General features: G+C 51.1%; 18 protein-coding genes and 1 tRNA gene. 7 read left to right on the forward strand and 12 right to left on the reverse strand.

From position 1 onward, the window contains the following. Positions 1–16: 16 nt before the first annotated feature. Positions 17–457, reverse strand: a complete 441-nt coding sequence (locus ACTHPM_RS09825) for a CoA-binding protein (protein WP_440394989.1) — start codon at positions 455–457, stop codon at positions 17–19. A 40-nt stretch (positions 458–497) separates the two neighbouring features. Continuing rightward, complete coding sequence (aroA, locus tag ACTHPM_RS09830; protein ID WP_440394990.1) at positions 498–1,790, reverse strand: 3-phosphoshikimate 1-carboxyvinyltransferase; 1,293 nt, start codon at positions 1,788–1,790, stop codon at positions 498–500. Between the two features lie 129 nt (positions 1,791–1,919). Here aroA and ACTHPM_RS09835 point away from each other — a divergent pair, with 129 nt between their 5' ends. After that, a complete protein-coding gene (locus ACTHPM_RS09835; RefSeq protein WP_440394991.1) occupies positions 1,920–2,225 on the forward strand; it encodes a rhodanese-like domain-containing protein in 306 nt (101 codons plus the stop codon). Positions 2,226–2,362: 137 nt separating this feature from the next. Here ACTHPM_RS09835 and ACTHPM_RS09840 read toward each other — a convergent pair whose 3' ends face one another. After that, entirely contained in the window at positions 2,363–2,878 is a 516-nt protein-coding gene (locus ACTHPM_RS09840; protein WP_440395401.1) for a shikimate kinase, read from the reverse strand. A 293-nt stretch (positions 2,879–3,171) separates the two neighbouring features. On the opposite strand from ACTHPM_RS09840, the gene ACTHPM_RS09845 reads away from it, so the two are divergent. After that, a complete protein-coding gene (locus ACTHPM_RS09845; protein WP_440394992.1) occupies positions 3,172–3,489 on the forward strand; it encodes a hypothetical protein in 318 nt (105 codons plus the stop codon). Between the two features lie 9 nt (positions 3,490–3,498). Here the strand turns inward: ACTHPM_RS09845 and gndA are convergent, their stop codons facing one another. Beyond that, positions 3,499–4,911, reverse strand: a complete 1,413-nt coding sequence (gene gndA / locus ACTHPM_RS09850) for an NADP-dependent phosphogluconate dehydrogenase (RefSeq protein WP_440394993.1) — start codon at positions 4,909–4,911, stop codon at positions 3,499–3,501. A gap of 173 nt (positions 4,912–5,084) precedes the next feature. Next, entirely contained in the window at positions 5,085–5,681 is a 597-nt protein-coding gene (locus ACTHPM_RS09855; RefSeq protein WP_440394994.1) for a hypothetical protein, read from the reverse strand. Positions 5,682–5,921: 240 nt separating this feature from the next. On the opposite strand from ACTHPM_RS09855, the gene ACTHPM_RS09860 reads away from it, so the two are divergent. Beyond that, positions 5,922–6,545: a DUF1054 domain-containing protein gene (locus ACTHPM_RS09860; protein ID WP_440394995.1), complete on the forward strand. Its 624-nt coding sequence runs from the start codon at positions 5,922–5,924 to the stop codon at positions 6,543–6,545. A 68-nt stretch (positions 6,546–6,613) separates the two neighbouring features. On the opposite strand, the gene ACTHPM_RS09865 is transcribed toward ACTHPM_RS09860, so the two are convergent. Then, positions 6,614–7,903, reverse strand: a complete 1,290-nt coding sequence (locus tag ACTHPM_RS09865; RefSeq protein ID WP_440394996.1) for an MFS transporter — start codon at positions 7,901–7,903, stop codon at positions 6,614–6,616. Positions 7,904–8,082: 179 nt separating this feature from the next. Between ACTHPM_RS09865 and ACTHPM_RS09870 the strand changes: the two genes are divergently transcribed. Further along, positions 8,083–9,558 (forward strand): aminotransferase class I/II-fold pyridoxal phosphate-dependent enzyme, encoded by a 1,476-nt coding sequence (locus tag ACTHPM_RS09870; protein WP_440394997.1) that lies wholly within the window; start codon positions 8,083–8,085, stop codon positions 9,556–9,558. Positions 9,559–9,631: 73 nt separating this feature from the next. On the opposite strand, the gene ACTHPM_RS09875 is transcribed toward ACTHPM_RS09870, so the two are convergent. The 3 genes from ACTHPM_RS09875 to ACTHPM_RS09885 form a co-directional block, all read right to left on the reverse strand. After that, a complete protein-coding gene (locus tag ACTHPM_RS09875) occupies positions 9,632–9,946 on the reverse strand; it encodes a DUF1292 domain-containing protein (protein ID WP_440394998.1) in 315 nt (104 codons plus the stop codon). Between the two features lie 95 nt (positions 9,947–10,041). Beyond that, positions 10,042–10,551, reverse strand: coding sequence for a copper amine oxidase (locus ACTHPM_RS09880; RefSeq protein ID WP_440395402.1), 510 nt, complete (start codon positions 10,549–10,551; stop codon positions 10,042–10,044). Between the two features lie 205 nt (positions 10,552–10,756). Then, positions 10,757–10,951, reverse strand: coding sequence for a hypothetical protein (locus tag ACTHPM_RS09885; RefSeq protein ID WP_440394999.1), 195 nt, complete (start codon positions 10,949–10,951; stop codon positions 10,757–10,759). Positions 10,952–11,060: 109 nt separating this feature from the next. Here ACTHPM_RS09885 and ACTHPM_RS09890 point away from each other — a divergent pair, with 109 nt between their 5' ends. Next, positions 11,061–11,801, forward strand: coding sequence for an MBL fold metallo-hydrolase (locus tag ACTHPM_RS09890; RefSeq protein ID WP_440395000.1), 741 nt, complete (start codon positions 11,061–11,063; stop codon positions 11,799–11,801). 106 nt (positions 11,802–11,907) lie between these two features. On the opposite strand, the gene ACTHPM_RS09895 is transcribed toward ACTHPM_RS09890, so the two are convergent. Both ACTHPM_RS09895 and ACTHPM_RS09900 read right to left on the reverse strand, forming a co-directional pair. Further along, the gene (locus ACTHPM_RS09895; RefSeq protein WP_440395001.1) at positions 11,908–12,147 is read right to left on the reverse strand and encodes a DUF3892 domain-containing protein; all 240 of its coding nucleotides are present in this window, start codon (positions 12,145–12,147) and stop codon (positions 11,908–11,910) included. Positions 12,148–12,229: 82 nt separating this feature from the next. Then, entirely contained in the window at positions 12,230–12,676 is a 447-nt protein-coding gene (locus ACTHPM_RS09900; protein WP_440395002.1) for a GNAT family N-acetyltransferase, read from the reverse strand. Between the two features lie 116 nt (positions 12,677–12,792). Between ACTHPM_RS09900 and ACTHPM_RS09905 the strand changes: the two genes are divergently transcribed. Beyond that, on the forward strand, positions 12,793–12,930 hold the full coding sequence (locus ACTHPM_RS09905; protein WP_440421524.1) for a hypothetical protein: 138 nt from the start codon (positions 12,793–12,795) through the stop codon (positions 12,928–12,930). A 55-nt stretch (positions 12,931–12,985) separates the two neighbouring features. Here ACTHPM_RS09905 and ACTHPM_RS09910 read toward each other — a convergent pair whose 3' ends face one another. Further along, the gene (locus ACTHPM_RS09910) at positions 12,986–13,162 is read right to left on the reverse strand and encodes a hypothetical protein (protein WP_440395003.1); all 177 of its coding nucleotides are present in this window, start codon (positions 13,160–13,162) and stop codon (positions 12,986–12,988) included. Positions 13,163–13,360: 198 nt separating this feature from the next. Between ACTHPM_RS09910 and ACTHPM_RS09915 the strand changes: the two genes are divergently transcribed. Beyond that, positions 13,361–13,433, forward strand: a tRNA-Val gene (locus ACTHPM_RS09915). The last annotated feature ends 296 nt before the right edge of the window (positions 13,434–13,729 follow it).

Below are 13,729 nucleotides of genomic sequence, written 5' to 3' on the forward strand. Positions count from 1 at the left end.
TTTGCGATTGAAGCCCTTAGCGTTTGCCGGATCGATCCGGCTGCGTCACGGCCTCTTCCACTTTAATGCAGCGGTCCATAATGACTCTCATGCCGCTCTGTTCCGCGATCGCTGCGGCTTCGTCACTTACGATCCCAAGCTGCAGCCACAGTACATTTGCCTTGATTTCAGCCGCCTCCCGCGCCACGTCAGCGCAGTATTCGCTTCTGCGGAAAACGTTGACGATGTCCACAGGCTCTGGGATATCCTTCAGCGAAGCATAGCATGTTTCGCCGAGAATCTGCTTTCCTGCTGCGGTCGGATTGACCGGAATGATGCGGTATCCCCGGCTTTGCATGGCCTGGGCAACCATATATGAAGTCCGGTCCGTTTTGTCAGACAAGCCGACCACCGCAATATTGCCCGCATTCTCCAAAATCTTTTTGATTTCATCTCGTGTCGGATTTTCAAATGACATGCTCATCCCGCCCTTCCTTTATTCCTGTGCCTCTTCGTTGTTATTTTACCCATTCCACCCGGGCGCCAAGCGCCTGCATATGATCAAAAAACTGCGGATACGATTTCGCTACGTGATGCGCATCTTTGATTCGAAGCGGCTCCTTGGCGCGAAGGCCTACCACCGTAAGCGCCATGATTACGCGATGGTCGTAATGCGCGTTGATTTCCACGCCGCCTTCAACGCCTTCCGGCCTACCGTGGACGATGATTTCGGCCTGCCGTTCTTCCACATGGGCCCCGGCTTTGCGGAGTTCTGCCAAGTAATCGGTAATCCGGTCGCATTCCTTGTAGCGGAGATTTTCAACATTGTAAAATCGCGAAGTGCCCTCGGCGAATACGGCAGCGGCGACCATTGCCAATACGGCATCCGTAGCTGCATCCCCGTCAAACTCGACCGCCTTCAGCCTGCCGTTTCCTTGGACATGCACCTCGTCATTTTCATGTGTCAGCGGCACTTCCATCATGCGAAGTACGTCCACGACGGCGCGTTCGCCCTGTTTGCTCAAGACCGGCAGACGCTTCACCAGAACGTCAGACTCCGTCACGGCTGCAGCGGCCAGCACCGCCGCCGATCCCGGATAGTCTCCTTGCACGGTATAGGATTTGGCCTGGTAGGCCTGATTACCCGGGACATGGAAGTGCATGTAATCCTCGCTTGCATGGATTACGATTCCGGCTTGCTCCAGTACCTCCAGCGTTTGCCCGACAACGACCTTCGATTTCAGATCGCCCGTTACCTCAATCTCGCTATCCTCGGCAAGGAGGGGCGTCAGGAACAGGAGCGCGCTCAAATACTGCGAGCTGACGGAACCCGAAACCTTGATCTTTCCTCCCCTCGGCTCCCCTCCCCGGATCCGGATCGGCAGACGCCCGCTGTTATGCTCTACCTGCACGCCCATCTGTCCAAGCGCTGTGATCAGATCGTCATGGGGACGTTTGCCCAGTGAATCGGGATATGTATTGACGAAAGTGACGTCCGGACACAGCGATGCAATGCCCATCAAAAAGCGAAGGACGGCGCCGGCATTGCCTACGTTCAGCTCTTTAACATCCTTAGGGCTGCGGCCAAAGCCGGTAATGACCGCTTTCTCTTCATCCTCAACCAGTACCGCCCCCAGATCCTGAATGCAGCGCCGCATGGCGTCACTATCCTCGCTGTGGGCCGGAAAATACACCGTACTTGTACCTTCTGCAAGTGCTGCAACCAGCAGATAACGCGTTGTATAGTTTTTGGAGGATAGTGCTCCGAATTCCCCCTCCAGCCTTGGTGTTGGTTTTACAATCAAATCCATAGACCCTTGTCTCCTTATCCTATATTATTCATGTCTGAATAGGCATGAACCTGATTTGACAGCCCCTTTAGAGCTTGGTTATCATATACATAATTGCATAACAAAACACCCGAAATGAGGTTATCCACAATGAAACCCATCCATGAAATAGAACCATCCGAGCTTCGAAAGCGCCTGCTCGCAGGCGAAACGCTGCAGATGATCGATGTCCGTGAAGATGAAGAAGTCGCGCAGGGCATGATCAGCGGCGCCAAGCATATTCCGCTCGGACAAATCCCGGACCGACTGGACGAGATTCCGAAGGAAGGCGAGCTCATCATCATCTGCCGCAGCGGCGGCCGCAGCATGCGTGCCTGCCAGTTCCTGCAGCAGCATGGCATTGAATGCACCAATATGACCGGCGGCATGCTTCAATGGAACGAAGAGGAAGCATAAGCGACGAGGATCGGCAGGCTCCCAAAAGAGTCTGCCGATTTTTTTATCTCGCGAGTAAAACATCCCCTAAGCGCGGTCTGCCTGCTTTGAAAGTACGTCGATCGACGTGATTCTTATAGTCATTGTACCACAAAAGCTTAGACGCGGTAATGCGTTAAAACAAGCTGCGCGACTTCGTCAGCACCCCGCCGGCTCGTATCCACCGTGCAATGGGCGAATTGATAGGCATGCTTCCGTTCTTCAAGAATGGCGCGAATCCGCTCCTCGGCGTTCCCGGCGAGCAGAGGACGATTGCCGTCCCCTTTGACCCTCTCGATAATCTCTTCCGCCTGCGCGGTCAGCGCAACGACAAGCCCTCCGCCAGACATCAGCTCGCAATTGACCGGATTCAGCACGGCACCACCGCCCGTGGCTATGATCTGACGTCCGCCTGCCGACACCACTTTTCGCAGCACATCCGTTTCTGCCTGCCGGAAGAAGGCTTCCCCATGCAGCTCGAACATTTCAGGGATCGTCATTCCTGCATCGGCCACGATCGCCGCATCCAGATCGACCAGTGTATAGCCGAGCTCTGCTGCCAGTATCTCGCCGACCGTGGATTTTCCTGTCCCCATCATGCCGATCAGTATGATGTTTTGTTCCTTGTGATGCAAATGCGACACCCCTTTTGCTCCTCGGTTTCCCCAAAGCTTTTTCATATCATAACACAGGCCAAAAACTTTCGACAATCTCGCAAACTCTCTTCCTTCTGCATCAAATAAACGAAAGCTTCACCTTGCTTCTCCTGCTGCCAACCGTAATACAGACAAAGTGCTTTCCCTTTCTTGATCATTTGATATTACGAGTCTATTTTCTGTCATTCTATCATATACATGGGGTATCATGTTTCAAGCTTCGATAGGCCCCTGCTGTAAAATCCGCATTCCAAGGAGTGGAAGGTACCGCCATGTCAGAATCCCGTTCCCATTCACCCGAAACCGCCGCGAAAATCAAGAGAATCACGGACCCGCGGCATATTCTGTGCCGTGAGGACATGCTTTGGGTTTTGCATTTCGTGGAACAAAAAGTGGCTCAGAAAGATCCAGCGCTGCTGGAGCTCTCTAAGCCACGATTATTGCAAAATTTTCAACATTTCGGGGAGGCCGCTCTACTGCTGCTAAGCCGTTCGACGACAGGCCACGCTCAAGACGAGCGGATTCGCACCTGTCTGCAAGAAGCCATGCATGGGCTCATGCCGCCCGAATATTCGGAGGACCGATCCTAAGCTAGCCCCTTACTCCTGAATCCAGTTGTGGTGGAAGACGCCTTCTTTGTCCACACGTTTGAACGTATGGGCTCCGAAGTAGTCCCGCTGCGCCTGAAGCAGGTTCGCCGGAAGTCTCTCGGTCCGGTAGCTGTCGAAATACGCAAGCGCACTGGAGAAGCCCGGTACCGGAATACCGCGGCTTACGGCTGCGGATACGGTAGAACGCCATGCCCCTTGGTATTTTTCGATAATATCTTTGAAGAACGGATCAAGCAGCAGGTTTTTGAGGCTTGGGTCCTTCTCGTAAGCATCGGTAATGTTTTGCAGAAACCGGGAACGAATGATGCAGCCGCCGCGCCAGATTTTAGCCAGCTCGCCGTATTTCAGATCCCAGCCATACTCGTCGGATGCCACGCGCAGCTGCGCGAAGCCTTGAGCGTACGATACGATTTTGCTTGCGAACAGCGCTTTGCGGACGTTTTCGATGAATTCCGCCTTGTCGCCTTGGAACGCATCCGTTGCCGGACCGCTGAGTATTTTGCTTGCTTCGACGCGTTCTTCCTTCATCGCGGACAGGAAGCGGGAGAATACCGATTCGGTAATCATGGACAATGGCACACCCAGATCGAGCGAGCTTTGGCTTGTCCATTTTCCTGTACCTTTTTGTCCGGCTGCGTCCAAGATCACGTCAACCATCGGTTTGCCGGTGTCTTCGTCCTTCTGGGCGAAAATGTCGGCGGTGATTTCGATCAGATAGCTGTCGAGCTCGCCCTTATTCCAATCGCTGAAAATTTCGTGGAGCTCGTCCGCTCCCAGATTCAGCACGTCTTTCAGCAGATGGTAGGCTTCGCCGATCAACTGCATGTCGCCGTATTCGATGCCGTTGTGCACCATTTTTACGTAGTGGCCGGCTCCGCCCGGTCCGATATATGTACAGCATGGTTCGCCGTTCACTTTGGCTGAGATCGAAGTCAGGATTGGCTCGACCAGTTCGTAAGCACTTTTCGGTCCGCCAGGCATGATGGAAGGTCCCTTGAGCGCGCCCTCTTCGCCGCCGGATACGCCGGCACCGATAAAGCGGAAGCCTTTTTCCTCAAGCATCTTGCTGCGGCGCTGCGTATCCGGGAAGTAAGCATTGCCGCCGTCGATAATGATATCACCTTGGTCCAGGTGCGGAATCAATTGTTCAATCGTCGCGTCCGTCGCTTTGCCGGCTTGTACCATAATCAAAATTCTGCGCGGCGTTTCGAGCGACTCGACAAATTCTTCAATGGAGAAAGTACCGGTCAAATTTTTGCCTTTCGCTTCTTCGAGAAGGGCTTCCGTCTTCTCCGAGGAACGGTTAAATACGGAAACTGTAAAGCCTCTGCTTTCAATATTGAGAGCCAGGTTTTTGCCCATAACAGCAAGGCCAATGACACCGATTTGTTGCTTCGACATATGGTCCTCCATCCTTTACCTCTTTATTTTGTGAAAAATCGAGAATACAGCTATTTTAGCGTGTTTACGTGTGAAAGTGAACCCCTCTGTCTGTAAACGATACGTGACAAAACACCCCGCCCTAGGCTGAGGTGCTTATCATCCCTGCTTTATATTGTAGTACAAACTCAGCTTTACCATTCAAGCATAAACAGCTGTTTCGAAAGATCGGACAGTTTCTTGCGGCAGTGATCTGCTTTTTCTTCATCACCACATTGAAGCGCCGCGTGGAGACGTTCAAGCTCGTCGTCGACTTCCATCCGAAGCAGCAGCAGCCGCATTTCGCCTTCGCCCGAAAAATACAGCTTGGAAATCTCCTGCTCCGTCATGAAAGGCCCCTTTTGATACAGCACCCTCTGCTGATATCCGGATATTTCAACCAAACGGATCACTTCGCCGAACAAAATGTTTTCCACCAGAATCTGGCGGTCCTTAAAGCGCTTTACGACCGCATGACCCCGCGTATCCTCGATCAGCTTCTCCATCCACTCCGCCAGCCTCGCATCGCGGATAATATAATCCCCGACCATCTTATAACCGTTCTTGGTCCGATGAAACCGCAGCTTGACGAGCTTGCGCCCCGTTCTGACGGATACGATGAACAAAGATTCGTTCTCGCTCCAGTACAGGGAATATCCCTCCTGAATCAGCTCCTTAATCAGGTCCTGAATATGCCGCCGGTTAAACCGAAGCTCCAGATTGCAGTACTCCACTTCATAGCTTTTATTCACGGCACTCCCTCCTTCAGTTTTGGACCGCTTTTCCGATGATATCCGCGATTAGAGGATTTAGCCCATAATCCTGATTGAAATTGATTAAAAGCTTTGATCTATTTTATACTTTATCTTATGTAACGGTAACTTGGTTTATTGACTATTTTTACCCTTTCAGTCTCTGGACCAAACAGACCCACAGGGGACGCGGGCAATAGGACAAGCTAAAACCGTTATTTGATCAGAGGAGGACGCAGCATGACATTTGAAGGTTTTAACGATAAAGATTTCGAAGTATTTACGGTGCCCGGGCTTGAGCCCCGCATGGAGGCTTTGATCGCGAACGTGCGTCCCAAGCTGGAAACACTGGGAGGCGAAATCGCTCCGTTTCTCTCCGCGCTATGCGGCGAGGAAATGTTCCCACATGTAGCCAAACACGCCCGCCGGACCATTAATCCCCCCAATGACACCTGGGTCGCTTGGGCCGCGAGCAAGCGAGGATATAAAGCACTTCCGCATTTCCAGGTCGGCATGTTTGAATCCCACCTGTTCATCATTTTTGCGGTTATCTATGAAAGCTCGAACAAGGCTGTGTTCGCCAAGCATTTGGAGAAAAGTATTGGCAAGGTGAGAAAGAGCCTGCCTGATCACTTCTACTGGTCCATGGACCACATGGATCCCGGCTTCACCCCGCATGCCGAGATGAAGCCAGCCGATTTCGAGCAGATGGCCGCCAAGCTGGAAAAGGTCAAAAAATCCGAGGTTCTGTGCGGGCTGCGGATACCAAAAGGGGAAGCCGTACTCGAGCATGGCCCGGAGCTCGTCTCCGTGATCCAGTCGACGTTCGAAAAGCTGCTTCCGCTGTATAAAATGGCGTTTTAATGACAAAAGAGCTCTACCTGTCAGGGCAACTTCCCTGCGGGTACAGCTCTTTTGCGTTTAAAGCTCTTTTACGCTTTCGCAGCGGTCTTCCCACGGCGCGACAGCATCAAATGAATGACGAACAGCATCGCCATCACGATGGCGCTTGCCAGAAACGGCGATGAGTGACCGAGCCGATCCCACAGCTGACCCGATACGACCGGTCCTACCACCATGCCGGAGCCCTGCAGGGTCAGGAAGAATCCCCACACCGCTCCGCGTTCTCCTTCCGGCACCAGATGGGAAACGAACGTGTTCCAGCCCGGCAGGATCATCGCGTAGCTGATACCAACGATGCAGACGAATATGAATACCAGAGCCAGCGAGTGTACCATGGAAAAGATGCTGAGCGAAACCGCGGCGAGCAAAAATCCGGCATTCAAAAACGGTCTGGTACCGAAACGGTCGATCAGCTTGCCGCATGGAATGAGCGCTATGACGGTAATCCCCCCACCCGCGACGAGCAGCAGACTGTACATGTTGGGTGAAATATGAAGCTCATTTTGCACGTAAAGGGTAATGACCGGACTAAGCAGGCCGATGACAAAGGATTGCAGGAACAGCGCGGGGTACACCATCCAGCTCACTTTCAGCGTATGCCTGACCTCATGCAGCGTTTTTGTAACACTTCCCCGCAGGTGGGAGAGCTTCTGTCTCATGACCGCGAAGAAACCTTTGCTGGCCCCCGCTGCCGACTCGGCCGCCGAATGAAGCGGAATCCGGACTTTGGAAGGCAGCATCAGCGCGACCAGGACCAGAATGATCCCCACGCCGATCAGAATCAGGAATGCCGTATGATAATTTTTATCTGTTCGATCCATTAAGAAGTTCATAACGATCGGACCGGCGCCCGTACCGGCCAGCGAGGCCATTTCAAGCGTCCCCATCGCCTGCCCGTTGCTGTTGTTCGGCCCCGATATTTCCGTTGTGCCCGTCATCGCTGTAGGCCATAGCGGCGAGGTGCCAAGCCCGAGGATAAAGCAGGCGACCGCGAGCCAGAAAGCGCCGGAGGTAAATGCAATGATGCACACGGCGATTACCGTCATAAGCAGGGCTCCGGCCATCGTTTTGCGGTATCCCAGCCTCTCTCCGATCCAGCCGAAGGGACTTCGGAAGAGGTTGTCGCCAATATACTGCAGCGAAAATGCGATGCCGATCATATGCGCCGACAGCCCGAGCGAATTCTTCATATATACGGGCAGAACGGCCACCAACAGCGAGCCTTTCATGAATTCAACCAGGAATAGAATGATGAGTAGTCCTACAAAAAAGGGCGATCGAAGCCGTTTAACGGCTGCAGTTCCAGTGGCTTGCGGCATCAGAATCACATCCTCTACTCGAAATGACAATGGCTTCCTATGAAAGCCGCCTATATATAATGTACCCCATATTCCTTCCATATTTTCGCCTCTTGACGAAATGGGCGCTTGCAATCGCCCCCCATTTTGCTATACTCATCCTTGTAATTTTAACAGATGAAAGGTTGTGACAGCGTAAAATGGACCACCGCCGTACGCCGCTATTTACTGCTCTGAAGGAACATGCGGCCAGCAATCCCGTACAGTTTCATATTCCCGGACACAAAAAGGGCATGGGTACCGACACCGAGTTCAGAGAGTTTATAGGTGATAACGCCCTATCCATAGATTTGATCAACATCGCGCCGCTGGATGACCTCCACCAGCCGACAGGCGTTATTGAAGAAGCTCAAAAGCTTGCAGCCGACGCCTTCGGGGCGGACTATACTTATTTCAGTGTTCAGGGGACAAGCGGTGCCATTATGACCATGATCCTCTCCATTTGCTCCCCGGGGGACAAAATCATCGTGCCGCGAAACGTGCACAAATCCATCATGTCCGCCATTATTTTCTCAGGCGCGAAGCCGGTGTTCGTATCGCCTGCCCGTGATGAAAATTTAGGGATCGATCACGGCATTACGACCAAGTCCGTGCAGCGTGCCCTGGACCGCCATCCGGATGCCAAGGCCGTACTGGTCATTAATCCGACCTACTTTGGCGTAAGCGCAAACCTGAAGGAAATCGTGGATCTTGCGCACAGCAGACATGTACCCGTCCTCGTGGATGAAGCCCATGGCGTGCTGATCCATTTCCACCAGGACCTTCCGATGTCCGCGATGGAAGCGGGAGCGGATATGGCGGCGACCAGCGTGCATAAGCTCGGCGGCTCCATGACGCAGAGCTCCGTGCTCAATCTCAACACGAAGAACGGCTTTGTCAATCCGCAGCGCGTTCAGACCATTATCAGCATGCTGACGACGACGTCGACGTCTTACATTTTGCTGGCATCGCTGGACACGTCAAGACGCAATTTGGCGATCAACGGTCATGAGATGGCTCAAAGAGCGATCAACCTGGCCCAGAACGCCCGCCGCAGCATTAACCAAATCGAAGGGCTTTATTGCTTCGGCGAAGAAATTCTCGGAGGCGAAGCCACCTTCGATTATGATCCGACCAAGCTGACGATCCATGTCCGCCATTTGGGCATCACCGGCTACGAGACGGAAAACTGGCTGCGCGACCATTACAATATCGAGGTCGAGCTGAGTGATATGTACAATATCCTCTGCCTGATTACGCCGGGCGATAACGAGGAGACAGTATCGATTCTGCTCACCGCACTGCGCGAGCTTGCCGAAACGTACTATAACGTAAATACCGCCAATGAACTGATCGTGAAAATTCCGGAAATCCCTCAGCTTTCCCTGATTCCTAGAGACGCTTTTTACGGGGATACCGAGGTGATACCGTTCAAGGAATCGGCTGGCCGCATCATTGCCGAGTTTATTTACGTCTATCCGCCGGGTATACCGATCCTGCTGCCGGGTGAAGTCATTTCCCAAGACAATATCGACTACATCGTGGATCACGTTGACGTGGGACTTCCGGTGAAAGGACCGGAGGACCGCTATATCAATAACGTGAAGGTAATCGTGGAAACCGACGCAATCTTCTAGATGGATAAAAGCCAAAAACCCGGCAGCGCCAGTGGCGTCGCCGGGTTTTATTGGATATGCGGGTGCGAAATTTTTAGCCTTCGGAGTCCTGCTGAGCGACCAGCTCGTTGTAAGCTGCCTCAACTTCGTTCCATTCTTGCTCGTCCTCAATATTGTAAAGCATCATTTCGTCGTTTTCTTCCTCAACGCGCAGAATAATGCCGTCCGCTTCTGGGTTTTCACGCTCAAGCAGCAATGCGTACAGTCTCTCGCCTACGTCAAACGTTTCGACAAGAACCATTTCCACATCGTTTCCTTGCTCGTCAGTCAAAGTCAGAACAAATTCCTCATGCTCATGGTCGTGATCATGGTTGCAATTCTCGTCATGCACGTGGTTGTGATCGCTCATTACAAAAACCTCGCTTTGGGTTATATAGTCATACCTTCGTATCGTATCACGTACCGTGTGCCTGGTCAATTTATCCTTTTGGAGTGAACATGCATTTAATTCAAGGCCGTGATTACCTTCTCGGACACCAATTCATAATCATTGCTTTTAGATGCCTTCACGTAAAACCCTACCTTATATTTTCCCGCTGTTTTAAAATCATACGTGAAATCATAGGTACGGAACCAGAAGTTATCCTTTTGGCCACTCCCCAGATTTTGCGATTGAATATCTTTCACGTTGCCTGACGGGTCCGTTATGGCGACTTTTACCGCGGTTACATGCTCAGATAGGCTGTCCACCTGGCTAAATACGTTGAATTTCAGCTTGCCCTTGTTCACATTGCCAAATACGGTATCGCCTTTAAACAGGAATATATGTACATTCGGCTTGATGAATTGCACTTTGTTGGCATCACCATCCCAATGGACCACACCGTTAAATTCGCGAATCGGAACATAGGTTTTGCCATCGATCACGAAGCCGCCGTCCTGCACTTCCTGACCGTTAATCCAAACCCTGATTTTCTGGGTTACCGAATCCGCGAACATGACGGAGCCGCCCATCAAGGAGAATACAAAAACGCAAACTAAAATTTTCTTCCAATTTTTCACCCTTGAATTCCCTCCATTTCCTTCATGCTGTTGTATGTATATACGAAAAGTATATATGCAAGTTGCGGTCGATCCCACACTTTTGCCGATCATTTTTTATACGGGATTCAAAAGAAAAGCCCGCTTCTTTTCAGCAGGCTTTCGTTCGGCATAACAGCTAATTCACTTTCGTCAAAATACAGGGCACACCCTTGCCTACGGCCCCGGGTTCCCTCATGCGTGCAGCATAGGCCATGCCCTTTGCGCACGGCGTTTTGCAAACCTCGCATACCTGCGACGTGACCAGCCTCATTCCTTTATACACCTTTTCGCTTTTGGCCTGCGACGGCTTTTTGCCTTTTGATTTGACCATGCATCCATCCCCATTTCCTTTAAGCCTATGCTGCATTGTATGGAGATTTATGACAATGTGGAACCGTGGGGTATAATGATGATTGACATCACACCAGGAGGTGCATCAATTGAAACTAGAACTACAGATGATCGGAACCGGCAGTGCCTTTGCCAAAAGTTATTTCAACAATAACGCGCTGCTGCTGGACGAGGATTTTACGCTGCTGATCGACTGCGGGGTCACGGCTCCGCTCGCGCTTCACCGCTTGGGCAAATCTTTTGCGGACGTGGATGCGGTGCTGATTACCCATATCCATGCGGATCATGTCGGAGGTCTGGAGGAGCTGGCCTTCAAAATGAAATTTACTTACAAGCGCAAAATCAAGCTCTATATCGCCGAATCCCTGACACAGGTTCTATGGGAGCACTCCCTGAAAGGCGGGCTGTATCAGGAGGGAGAAATCGTCTCTCTCGAGGATCTGTTCGAGGTCTGCCCGCTTCAGCCGAAGCAGCCGTATGATTTGTCGGAGCACATTCGCATCGAGCTGATTCCAACGGAGCATATTCCCGGAAAAAACAGCTATTCTCTGTATTTAAATAACGATATTTTTTACAGCTCCGACATGGTCTTTAATCCCGGACTGCTGGAATACCTTGTGGAGCAGCGAGGCTGCCGCATGATTTTTCATGACTGCCAGCTTGAAGGCCGCGGCGAGGTTCATACTACGCTGGGTGAGCTTCTGTCAATGCCTGAGAAGATCCGCAGGATTACATATTTGATGCACTATGCAGACAACAAGAATGACTTCGAAGGGAAAACGGGGGAAATGAACTTTATCGAGCCTGGCCGCATCTACACCCTCTCCTGATTCCCGGTTTTATCAATAACGGCAACAGCAGCAAAAAACCGGCCGCAAGCTTGCGGCCGGTTCTGTGTGAAAGTCTCGCTTTATTCAACTCTTATATTCAACCGTTCTATTCAAAGCGGGGCAGCTGATCCAAATTGTTCGAAGGATCTCCGTCCGCGTCACCGCGGATGTACATGCCTCCGTCTCTTCCCTTGAAAATGTTCACGCCGGCAATCGCGCCAGCCTGTACTTCCTGCAGCGCCTCATCGTAGCTCAGTATGCGTCCCGAAGAGGTTTTGAAGGCGGTCAAGTCCCCGTCACCGTTTTTTTGCACAGCGATAAATTGCTCACGGCCTGCAGTTCCCATCGTTATCCGCTCCTTTGTCAGGTAAGATGCCCAGGATTCGGGCTGTCTTTAGCTTCCCCTGACATGACTCCTGCTATTCTCTTTACAGCGTTTTTCTCATGCGGACATGCGGAATACCGGCATCATCGAACGGTTCCTTGGAGATCGTCTCGTACCCCTGTTTGGCATAGAAAGGTTCCGCCTGGCACTGCGCATCCAGTATCGAATAGGTCAAGCCGAGCTCGCGCGCGCGTTTTTCCATTGCCAGCAGCAAGATCCGTCCGTATCCACTTTTCCGGTAATCTTTATGCACGGCAATCCTCTGCATTTTAGCCGTTTCGTTATTGTAATAAATGACGCGTCCCGTCGCGACGTAATCGCCGTTTTCATCCTGTACCAGAATATGATGCACATCATCGCTGATGACATCGTATTGATCGATTTCAAGGTCCACCGGAACCTTCTGTTCCTCCACAAACACCTTTTTACGGATATTCAATCCATGTTGCAGTTGTTCCTTCGTCGTTACATTGATGATTTCTGCAGCCATCGGAGAAGCCCTCTCTTTCAAATGCTCAGTATTCCCTGTTTGCTAAAGATTCCGTTTAAACACGGCTTGAATTATTATACAAAAAAAAGATTTTCATGTATAGTTTAGACTATAATATGGATGCGAGAGGAGCCACGGATAACATGGGCATGGGAGCCACCATTGTCATTTGCGCAGTCATGGCTGCGGCACTGATCTACTCTTTTATATACGTGACGAAAAAGGGATATTCCCGCAAATGGGATGAGGAATAAAAAGAGAGAGTCGGCATATGCCGGCTCTCTTTCTTCGGGAGCTGCTTCTTCAGGATCATGGAGGCGAGATTTGTCCCTTGGAGTAGATGTCTCCTGAAACGGATTGACCGCTGTTGTATACATCTTTCATGACCGGGGAACTCGAGCCTTTACTCGGCTGATTGCCTGAACAGCCAGCCAGCAGCGCAATCAAGCACCCGCCCAGAACGGCTAACCAAATTTTTTTGGGCATTCCATGCCACTCCTTTAAGTCCGTATACCTGACATTTTTAACTTTTTTCTGTTTTTTAACACCTCAAGTCTTTATGAACAGGATGTTCTCCCGCCGATTTCGGTCCCATGCTGTATGTATTTTCTCATGCTCACTAAAAAAACGTTGACACCCTTTCGGCTCGCTGATAATATAAACAATAGCTTCTTTACTTCGTATGATCTGCTAGCTCAGCTGGGAGAGCACCATCTTGACAGGGTGGGGGTCAGTGGTTCGAGCCCACTGCAGATCATCATACCGGAACTCCTGTGCAGATTGCGTGGGGGTTCTTTTCCTTTTACCCTGTTTTTATTCCATTGATAACTTCTTGATAACTTCTGCGACTGATATTCTTCTTGGTACAATGCCTGCTCAGCTTGCCTCCTTGTCCCTTACCCGACATTTACAGATTCCTTAACCATTTCATTATTTTCCCTTCGCCTCCAGTATAACACAAGCCTTTTTTCTTAAATAGCCTAGAAATGACTTCTATTTTTTGGGTCTTTTTTCTCTGGATTGTAACAAAAAAGAGCTATCTATCCGTCCCGT

The organism is Paenibacillus sp. SAFN-054 (assembly GCF_051966755.1).
Classification (GTDB): Bacteria; Bacillota; Bacilli; order Paenibacillales; family Paenibacillaceae; genus Paenibacillus_AQ.

Excerpts from the sequence above, each read along its gene's own strand:
- ACTHPM_RS09825 (WP_440394989.1), bottom strand. The coding sequence starts at position 457 with ATGTCATTTGAAAATCCGACACGAGATGAAATCAAAAAGATTTTGGAG.
- aroA (WP_440394990.1), bottom strand. The coding sequence starts at position 1,790 with ATGGATTTGATTGTAAAACCAACACCAAGGCTGGAGGGGGAATTCGGA.
- ACTHPM_RS09835 (WP_440394991.1), top strand. The coding sequence starts at position 1,920 with ATGAAACCCATCCATGAAATAGAACCATCCGAGCTTCGAAAGCGCCTG.
- ACTHPM_RS09845 (WP_440394992.1), top strand. The coding sequence starts at position 3,172 with ATGTCAGAATCCCGTTCCCATTCACCCGAAACCGCCGCGAAAATCAAG.
- gndA (WP_440394993.1), bottom strand. The coding sequence starts at position 4,911 with ATGTCGAAGCAACAAATCGGTGTCATTGGCCTTGCTGTTATGGGCAAA.
- ACTHPM_RS09860 (WP_440394995.1), top strand. The coding sequence starts at position 5,922 with ATGACATTTGAAGGTTTTAACGATAAAGATTTCGAAGTATTTACGGTG.
- ACTHPM_RS09865 (WP_440394996.1), bottom strand. The coding sequence starts at position 7,903 with ATGCCGCAAGCCACTGGAACTGCAGCCGTTAAACGGCTTCGATCGCCC.
- ACTHPM_RS09870 (WP_440394997.1), top strand. The coding sequence starts at position 8,083 with ATGGACCACCGCCGTACGCCGCTATTTACTGCTCTGAAGGAACATGCG.
- ACTHPM_RS09875 (WP_440394998.1), bottom strand. The coding sequence starts at position 9,946 with ATGAGCGATCACAACCACGTGCATGACGAGAATTGCAACCATGATCAC.
- ACTHPM_RS09880 (WP_440395402.1), bottom strand. The coding sequence starts at position 10,551 with ATGGGCGGCTCCGTCATGTTCGCGGATTCGGTAACCCAGAAAATCAGG.
- ACTHPM_RS09885 (WP_440394999.1), bottom strand. The coding sequence starts at position 10,951 with ATGGTCAAATCAAAAGGCAAAAAGCCGTCGCAGGCCAAAAGCGAAAAG.
- ACTHPM_RS09895 (WP_440395001.1), bottom strand. The coding sequence starts at position 12,147 with ATGGGAACTGCAGGCCGTGAGCAATTTATCGCTGTGCAAAAAAACGGT.
- ACTHPM_RS09900 (WP_440395002.1), bottom strand. The coding sequence starts at position 12,676 with ATGGCTGCAGAAATCATCAATGTAACGACGAAGGAACAACTGCAACAT.
- ACTHPM_RS09905 (WP_440421524.1), top strand. The coding sequence starts at position 12,793 with ATGGATGCGAGAGGAGCCACGGATAACATGGGCATGGGAGCCACCATT.
- ACTHPM_RS09910 (WP_440395003.1), bottom strand. The coding sequence starts at position 13,162 with ATGCCCAAAAAAATTTGGTTAGCCGTTCTGGGCGGGTGCTTGATTGCG.